This window comes from Streptosporangium sp. NPDC006013, assembly GCF_040614275.1.
Classification (GTDB): Bacteria; Actinomycetota; Actinomycetes; order Streptosporangiales; family Streptosporangiaceae; genus Streptosporangium.
Map to the genome: position 1 here is coordinate 1 of NZ_JBEXUE010000428.1, position 8,509 is coordinate 8,509.

Consider the following 8,509-nt stretch of genomic DNA (forward strand, 5'->3'; position numbering starts at 1 on the left):
GATCCATCGACTCGGCGGGCCGGCGGACGCCGCGGGCCGGGGGAGATCCTCTCCTCCGGCCCGTTTTCTCTGTCAGCGTAATAAGTCAACCGGCAAACCCATGCAAGTCATCCGAAAGCGATCAGCAAGCGTGGCCGGGTAGAACGGGAAGGCGTGCCGCACCGCCCCAAAAACCACAAGACTCATACGTAAGCCCCGAGACTTCTCTATAACGGAGCGAGCGGCTACCTTGATCGATGATCGACTCGGTCCGCCACGAGACCTCATGGATGGCTCAGATGAATGCGTGGTTTCCCAGGAGACGGCAAGACCCCGGTCGCGGTATCCGCGTAACCGGGGTCATGATCTTGTGGGCGAGGAGGGATTTGAACCCTCACGTCCTTTCGGACACACGGACCTGAACCGTGCGCGTCTGCCGTTCCGCCACCCGCCCTTGTTGGGTGCGGTCGAAACATTAGCACGTATCAGCCGGTACCCACGAACCCGGATACGATCCTCCTAGATGCGAAAGCGGAGCAGCTGGGTGCGAGAGAGCGAGGACCGAGCCAACGAGCCCCCAAGCGGCCGCGACCACATAGACGGAGGAGGGGAGGTACCCGGTGGGAGTCCTTCAGCGTTTCGAGCGGAGGCTCGAAGGCTTGGTTGAAGGGGCCTTTGCGCGGGCGTTCAAATCTGACCTTCAGCCGGTAGAGGTCGCCAGTGCGGTCCAACGAGAGATGGACGAGCGGGCGGCGATCGTCGCCCAGGGGCGCACTCTCGTGCCCAACGACTTCGTGGTCGAGCTGTCCACGACCGACAGCGAGCGACTGGAGGTCTACGCGGACAGCATCAGCCACGAGCTGGCCAACCTCGCCAGGGAGTACGCCAAGGAACAGGGATACTCCTTCGTGGGACCGGTCAGGGTCCGCTTCGAGACGGCAGACGACCTCGCGGTCGGTCTGTTCCGCATCCGCTCGGGCGTGATCCGTGGCGCGACGGTCGAGCAGGACGAGATCCGCCAGCCGGTGAGCGACGTGCCCACCGCCAAACCGCACGCGTTCGGAGGCCGCCCCCGCCTGCTGGTGTCCACCCAGGACGACCCGCAGGGCCAGCGGTCCTTCGACCTGACAACCCCGGTGACCCTGCTCGGCAGGGGCACCGACTGTGATCTACGGCTGGTCGACCCGGGTGTGTCCCGGCACCACGCCGAGCTACGGGTGGAGGGTCCCCAGGTCGCGCTCGTCGACCTCGGCTCCACGAACGGCACCTTCGTCAACGGCCAGCCGGTTCGCCGGGTCGAGCTCCAGAACGGCACTCGCGTGACGCTGGGGCGAACGACTCTGGTTTTCCGGCGCGATTAAAGGTAAATAGACGGTCCATGTCCGAGCTCACGCTGCTGCTGATCCGGCTCGCTTTCCTCGCGGTGCTGTGGTTCTTCGTGATTGCCGCGGTCGGCGTGATCCGGACGGACTTGTTCGGATCACGCACGGCCGCCGTCGTCCCCGCGCGCAAGGTTCCCAAGCCGGTGAAGCCCGCGGCCAAATCCAAGAAGGGGGAGCCACGGCAGATGGTCGTCACCGGTGGCCCCCTGCAAGGCACCACCATTACCCTCTCGGAGACGCCCATCACCATCGGCCGGGCGAACGACGCGACGCTGGTAGTCAGCGACGACTACGCCTCCAGTCGGCACGCCCGGCTCTTCCCCCAGGACGGTCAGTGGATCGTGGAAGATCTCGGCTCGACCAACGGCACTTATCTCGACCGCTCAAAAGTCACCCGTCCGACTCCGGTGCCGCTCGGTGTTCCGATCCGCATCGGTAAGACCGTCATCGAATTGCGCAAATGACCATCGCACTCCGTTACGCCGCCCGCTCTGACGTCGGCCTCCTCCGTGAAGGCAACGAGGACTCCGCCTACGCCAGCGGCCGCCTGCTCGCCGTCGCGGACGGCATGGGCGGCCACGCACACGGCGAGGTGGCCAGTTCGGTCGCCATCGCCGCGATGTCCTCACTCGACGCGGACGCCCAGGGAGGTGACCTGCTCAGCACCATCGAGGCAGCGGTACGCGACGCCAACCGCAAGCTGCACGAGATGGTGGGCCGTGATCCCAGCCTCAAGGGCATGGGCACCACCCTCACCGCCATGCTCTGGTCCGGGACGAGGGTCGCCCTGGTCCACGTCGGCGACTCCCGGGCCTACCTGCTGCGCGCGGGAGAGCTCTACCAGATCACGCACGACCACACGCTGGTGCAGTCGCTGGTGGACGACGGCCGGATCACCGCCGAGGAGGCCACCACCCACCCACAGCGGTCGATCCTGCTCCGGGCGCTCGACGGCAGCGGTGAGGTCGATCCCGACCTGTCCCTGCGCGAGGCCCAGGTCGGCGACCGCTACCTGCTCTGCTCCGACGGCCTGTCCGGGGTGGTGAGCGCGGAGACCCTGCACCACACGCTCTCCACGATCGAGGATCCCGACGGGGTGGTCCGCACCCTCATCGACCTGGCCAACCGGGGCGGTGGTCCGGACAACATCACCTGCGTCCTGGCGGACGTGCTGGAGGTGGACGAGAGCTTCGTCCCGCGCACCGAGGCGGCCGTGGTCGGTGCCGCCGGCTCCGGCATGCCACGGTCACAGCCACCGGACACCCCGGCGGGACGTGCCAGCGCGGTCACCATGCCGCAACCGGTCATCGCCGACGACGATCCCGACGAGCCGATCATCAGGGCCACCGCCAGGCCGGCCAGACGTCGGCGGCTGTGGCCCCTTGTGGCCGCGGCGGGCGGTGTCATCGTCATCGGAAGCGGCCTAGGCTGGTACTTCGGCGGGCAATGGCTGGACGATCAATACTTCGTAGGGGCCAGAGGTAACGAAATCGTGGTTTTCCAAGGCGTGAAGACCAACCTCGGCCCCTTTGAGCTTTTCGAGGTCGCCCAGAGCACCGCAGAATCGATCACGACCCTTGGTGCGTTCCAGCAGGGCCAGGTCCGCGACGGCATCCCCGTCCCCACCGTCGAGGCGGGCCTGAAAAAGATCGAAGAGCTGAAGTCGTCCGCGGCCAAGGCCGAAGACAAGGCCGAGGAGAAGGCTGAGCCGACCACATCGCCGAGCACCTCCGCGTCCTCCACGCCCCGCGTCCCCAGGGCCCCCGAACCCACAAGGTCACAGTGAACCCATGAGCACCCCTAGCGCCGAGCCTGTCCCGCTTCCCGCCAAACGGCGGTTGGCCCAGCTGGCGATGCTCGCATTCGCGGTCGCCATCGTGATGCTGGCGTACGCCAATGTGGGGCTGGCGCTCGACAACCAGGTCCCCGCGGGCATGCTCACCTACGGCCTCGGCCTGGGCGGTCTCATGCTGGCCGCCTACCTGGTGCTGGCCAAGTTCGCGCCCTGGGCCGACCCGCTGATCCTGCCGCTGGTGACACTGATCAACGGCCTCGGGCTGGTGATCATCTATCGGCTTGAGGCGGCCGGCATGGAGGGAGCCTCGGCCACCAACCAGCTGCTGTGGACCGCCGTCGGGGTCGTCATGTTCTCCGTGACGCTGATCGTGCTGCGCGACCACCGCGCGCTGCAGCGTCTGACCTACACCGCGGGTGCCGTCGGCCTGGCCCTGCTGGTCTCGCCGCTGCTGCCGTTCCTCGGTCAGGAGATCAACGGCGCCCGCATCTGGATCGGCATCGCCGGCTTCAGCCTCCAGCCGGCCGAGTTCACCAAGCTCGCCCTGGTCGTCTTCTTCGCCGGCTACCTGGTCGCCAAGCGCGACGTGCTGGCCCTGGCCGGGCGGCGGCTGCTCTTCATCGACCTGCCCCGGGCCCGCGACCTCGGCCCGGTGCTCATCACCTGGGGCCTCAGCCTGGGCGTGCTGATCCTGCAGAAGGACCTCGGCTCCTCGCTGCTGATCTTCGGCACCTTCATCGCGATGCTCTACATCGCCACCCAGCGCACCTCGTGGGTGCTCATCGGCATCCTGCTCTTCGTCGGCGGGGCGGTGCTGGCGGGGCTCGTCTTCGATCACGTCGCGGCCCGCTTCGAGGTCTTTCTCAACCCGGAGGACCCGGAGCTGTACGACCGCACGTTCGGCGGCAGCTACCAGCTCATGCAGGGCCTGTTCGGCATGGGCCAGGGCGGCGTTCTGGGCACCGGTCTCGGCCAGGGCCACCCCACCCTGATCCCGCTCTCCTTCTCCGACTTCATCTTCACCGCCGCGGGCGAGGAGCTCGGCCTGACCGGGCTGATGGCCCTGCTGATGGTCTACGCCCTGCTGGTGGAGCGTGGCCTGCGCACCTCGATCGCGGCCCGCGAACCGTTCTCCAAGCTGCTGGCGGGCGGCCTGTCGTTCATCCTGGCGTGGCAGGTCTTCATCATCGTCGGCGGCGTGACCAACCTGATCCCGCTGACCGGCCTGGTCACCCCGTTCATGTCCCAGGGCGGATCGGCGCTGCTGGCTAACTGGATCCTTATCGCGCTGCTGGTACGCATGTCGGATACGGCGAGGAAGCCTCCGCCCCAGGCCATCCAGGACGAAGGAATGACGCAGGTGTTCCAGCGATGAACGGTCCCCTCAAGCGCGCGGCCCTGGCCTGCCTGCTCATGTTCGGCCTGCTCATGATCAACGTGAACTACCTGCAGGCCGTGCGCGCGGAGGACCTGCGCGCCGACTCGCGCAACACCCGCAACTTCTACGCCCAGTACGAGGTCGAGCGCGGCCGGATCACCGCGGGCGACAAGGTCCTCGCCGAGTCCGTCGACACCGGCGACGCCAAGTTCCGCTTCCAGCGGCGTTACCCCGAGGGCAAGCTCTACGCGCCCATCACCGGGTTCTTCGCACCCGAGAGCCAGCGCGACATCGAGCGGACGGAGAACCGCCTGCTCAACGGCACCAGCGCCGACCTGCTGATCCGGCGGAGCATCGACCTGTTCACCGCCAAGCGGAGCAAGGGCGCCAACGTCGACCTGACGATCAACCCCAGGGCGCAGGAGGCCGCCTACAAGGCGCTGGGCGCCAGCGGCAAGAAGGGCGCGCTGGTCGCGATCGAGCCGAAGACCGGGGCGATCCTCGCCATGGTCTCGATCCCCACCTACGACCCCAACCCGCTCTCCAAGCCCAGCAAGGAGGACGTCAACAAGGCCTACAACAAGCTGGACAAGGACGAGGACAAGCCGCTGGTCAACCGGGCCATCGAGCGCACCTATCCGCCGGGCTCGACCTTCAAGGTGGTCACCATGGCGGCGTACCTGGAGAGCGACGACACCATCGGCCCGGAGACCCAGGTCGACGCCCCGCAGGTGCTCGACCTGCCCAACACCACCGCCGACCTGCCCAACTACGGTGGCGCGGCCTGCGGTGCCGGGCGCGTGACGCTCTCGTTCGCGCTGGAGAAGTCCTGCAACACCCCGTTCGGCAAGATCGCCATGGAGCTCGGCTACGACGCGCTGCGCGACCAGGCCGCCAAGTTCGGCATCGGCGGCGAACCGTTGTCGATCCCGCTGCCGGTCGCGGGTAGCGGGATCGGCCCCGAGGAGGACCTGGCGGCCCTCGCCCAGGCGTCGATCGGCCAGCGCAGCAACCAGATGACCCCGCTGCAGATGGCCATGATCGCCGCCGGCATCGCCAACAACGGCGTGGTCATGAAGCCGTACCTGGTGAACAAGATCGCGGACGCCGAGGGCGGCGAGATCGAGACCGCCGACCCCGACGAGCTGGACACCGCGATGAGCGAGGACAACGCGCGAAAGCTTCAGGAGATGATGGTCAACGTCGTCAACAAGGGCACGGCGAGCGCGGCGCAGATTCCGGGCGTGACGGTCGGCGGCAAGACCGGCACCGCCGAGACCGCCAGGGGCCAGGCGCCCCACGCGTGGTTCATCTCCTTCGCTCCCGCCGAGGACCCCAAGGTCGCCGTCGCACTGATCGTCGAGTCCGGAAGCGCGGGTGACGACGCCTCAGGTGGTCACACCGCCGCCCCGATCGCCAAGAGCGTGATGGAAGCGGTGCTGGGTAGATGACCGCGTTGCTCGGGGGCCGGTACCGCCCGCTGGGGCGTATCGCGTCGGGCGGCATGGGCGAGGTGTGGCGGGCCAGGGATGAGTTGCTCGGCCGCGAGGTCGCGGTGAAGCTGCTCCGTGCGCACGTGGCGGAGGATCCCGCCTTCCGGCAGCGCTTCCGCTCCGAAGCCCGCATCGCGGCCGGGCTGTCCGACCCGGGTATCGCGCAGGTCTTCGACTACGCCGAGAGCGACGGCGTCGCCTACCTGGTGATGGAGCTGGTGCCCGGCGAGTCCCTGGCCGGCATCCTGGCCAGGGACGGCGCGCTGAGCCCCAAGGTCACTCTCGACGTGGTCCATCAGACCGCCAGGGCCCTGCAGGCCGCGCACCGCGCGGGGGTCATCCACCGGGACATCAAGCCCGGCAACCTGCTGGTGACCGAGGCGGGCGTGATAAAGATCACAGACTTCGGCATCGCCAGGGTACTGGAGGCCGCGCCGGTCACCCAGACGGGAGTCCTGCTCGGCACCGCCCAGTACGTCAGCCCCGAACAGGCGTCCGGCGAACCGCTGACGCCCGCCACCGACATCTACTCCCTCGGGGTGGTCGCCTACGAGTGCCTGGCCGGCCGGGCGCCGTTCCGCGCCGAGACGCAGGTGGCGATCGCTCTCATGCACATCGGCGAGCCCCCGCCGCCGCTCCCGGAGAGCATCCCGCCCGCGGTCCGTGACCTGGTCATGGCGTGCCTGTCCAAGGACCCGCTGCGGCGTCCGGCCGGCGCCAGGGAACTGTCGGAACGGGCGGACGTGCTGCTCGACGCGCTGGCCGCCACCGACGCCACCGGTCTTGGCATGCTCACCGACCCCTCGGGCTGGCGTGCCGAGCCCGCGACCGAGTGGCCACAGGAGATCACCTCGGCCATGGCCGCACCCGTCGGCCCCGCCGCAGGTGCGGGCGCGGGCGCGGGTTCCGGGGCGGGTTCCGGAGCTCGCGCCGGTGCGGGCGGAGGTTCCGCGGAGGGCGCCGGCGGGGGTGCCGGGGCGGGCGGGACGCCCCCGGGTACCGGGCCAGCGCCTCATGGGCGCCGTCGCCCGCGCAGGAGAACAGTGATCGTCGCCGTGGTCGCGGCGTGCGCCGCCGCGATCGGGTTGGGCTCCCTGGCGGCCTACGAGCTGACCGGCCGGCCGGGCGGTAGCGAGCCGGAGAAACCGGTCGTACCGTCGAGCCCGGCTATCGAACCGCCGACGGCCACGCCGAGCCGGAGCGCGTCTCCGACGAGCAGACCACCTGTCTCGCCGACGAAGACGGTCCGCCCCTCGGTCACGCCGTCGGCTACGGTAAGCACATCGGCCACGCCCACCGCAACGCCGAGTACGTCACCATCGCCCAGCCTCAGCCCGACGATTCCCACCCCGACGCCCACCACCCCGACGGTGACACCGAGCCCCACACCGAGTACGACTCCCGAACCCGGCGATACAGACCAGCCGAATGAGGAGACGTGATGCGGCAACGGGTCGATGATGGACACCGGTGGCCCAAGAGCCCACCGGCACCCAAGATGAACGGTAAGGGACAGTGCAGGAAATGACTCAGCCCCGACGCCTCGGCGATCGCTACGAGCTTGACGGCGTCGTCGGGCGTGGCGGCATGGCCGAGGTCTATCGCGCCCGAGACATCCGGCTGGATCGGATCGTCGCCATCAAGACCCTCCGCGCGGACCTGGCCAGGGATCACATCTTCCAGGCGCGGTTCCGCCGGGAGGCTCAGTCCGCCGCGTCGCTGAACCACCCGTCCATCGTCGCGGTCTACGACACCGGCGAGGACGTCTCAGAGGGTGCGCCCGTTCCCTACATCGTGATGGAGTACGTCGACGGCCGCACGCTGCGCGACCTGCTCCGGGCCGACCGGCGGTTGCTGCCCGAGCGTGCCGCCGAACTGGTCGACGGGATCCTTCGGGCGCTGGACTACAGCCACCGTGGCGGCATTGTCCACCGGGACATCAAGCCGGCGAACATCATGATCACTCGCAACGGCGACGTCAAGGTCATGGACTTCGGCATCGCCCGCGCGATGGCCGACTCGGCCGCGACCATGACACAGACCGCCCAGGTGATCGGCACCGCCCAGTACCTCTCGCCGGAGCAGGCCAGGGGCGAGCGGGTCGACGCCCGCAGCGACCTCTACTCCACCGGTTGCGTGCTGTACGAGCTGCTGACCGGACAGCCCCCGTTCACCGGCGACTCGCCCGTCGCGATCGCCTACCAGCATGTACGCGAGGAGCCGATCCCGCCGTCGCAGATCGACCCCGACATCCCCCAGTGGGCCGACGCCATCGTGCTCAAGGCGATGGCCAAGGACCCGGCGCACCGCTACCAGAGCGCCGGGGAGATGCGGGCCGACATCCAGCGGGCGATGTCCGGCATCCCGACGGACGCCCAGACCATGGCGCTGTCCAACAACTACGGCTCGGCCACCCGGACGATGCAGGCTCCCGGGCCCGGCGGCCCGGCGACCCAGCGCACCACCGCCGTCCCGGCGTACG

Annotated in this window: 7 protein-coding genes and 1 tRNA gene; 7 read left to right on the forward strand and 1 reads right to left on the reverse strand. The window is 68.8% G+C overall.

Translation table 11 applies throughout. From position 1 onward, the window contains the following. Positions 1–350: 350 nt before the first annotated feature. Positions 351–433: transfer RNA gene (locus tag ABZ260_RS40190), tRNA-Leu, on the reverse strand. A 166-nt stretch (positions 434–599) separates the two neighbouring features. On the opposite strand from ABZ260_RS40190, the gene ABZ260_RS40195 reads away from it, so the two are divergent. The 7 genes from ABZ260_RS40195 to pknB form a co-directional block, all read left to right on the forward strand. Further along, positions 600–1,340, forward strand: coding sequence for a DUF3662 and FHA domain-containing protein (locus ABZ260_RS40195; RefSeq protein WP_350913967.1), 741 nt, complete (start codon positions 600–602; stop codon positions 1,338–1,340). A 17-nt stretch (positions 1,341–1,357) separates the two neighbouring features. Continuing rightward, positions 1,358–1,825 carry an FHA domain-containing protein gene (locus ABZ260_RS40200; RefSeq protein ID WP_350913965.1) on the forward strand — a complete coding sequence of 156 codons (468 nt, stop codon included), beginning with the start codon at positions 1,358–1,360 and terminating at the stop codon, positions 1,823–1,825. Beyond that, complete coding sequence (locus ABZ260_RS40205) at positions 1,822–3,147, forward strand: Stp1/IreP family PP2C-type Ser/Thr phosphatase (protein WP_355628110.1); 1,326 nt, start codon at positions 1,822–1,824, stop codon at positions 3,145–3,147. Before ABZ260_RS40200 ends, ABZ260_RS40205 begins: the two co-directional genes overlap by 4 nt. A gap of 4 nt (positions 3,148–3,151) precedes the next feature. Next, on the forward strand, positions 3,152–4,531 hold the full coding sequence (locus ABZ260_RS40210; protein WP_355628113.1) for an FtsW/RodA/SpoVE family cell cycle protein: 1,380 nt from the start codon (positions 3,152–3,154) through the stop codon (positions 4,529–4,531). Continuing rightward, on the forward strand, positions 4,528–5,985 hold the full coding sequence (locus ABZ260_RS40215; RefSeq protein WP_355628116.1) for a penicillin-binding protein 2: 1,458 nt from the start codon (positions 4,528–4,530) through the stop codon (positions 5,983–5,985). The genes ABZ260_RS40210 and ABZ260_RS40215 overlap by 4 nt, the downstream gene beginning before the upstream one ends. After that, positions 5,982–7,469: a serine/threonine-protein kinase gene (locus tag ABZ260_RS40220; protein ID WP_355628119.1), complete on the forward strand. Its 1,488-nt coding sequence runs from the start codon at positions 5,982–5,984 to the stop codon at positions 7,467–7,469. The genes ABZ260_RS40215 and ABZ260_RS40220 overlap by 4 nt, the downstream gene beginning before the upstream one ends. A gap of 82 nt (positions 7,470–7,551) precedes the next feature. Beyond that, on the forward strand, positions 7,552–8,509 hold a 958-nt coding region (gene pknB / locus ABZ260_RS40225), incomplete at its 3' end, for a Stk1 family PASTA domain-containing Ser/Thr kinase (RefSeq protein ID WP_355628122.1).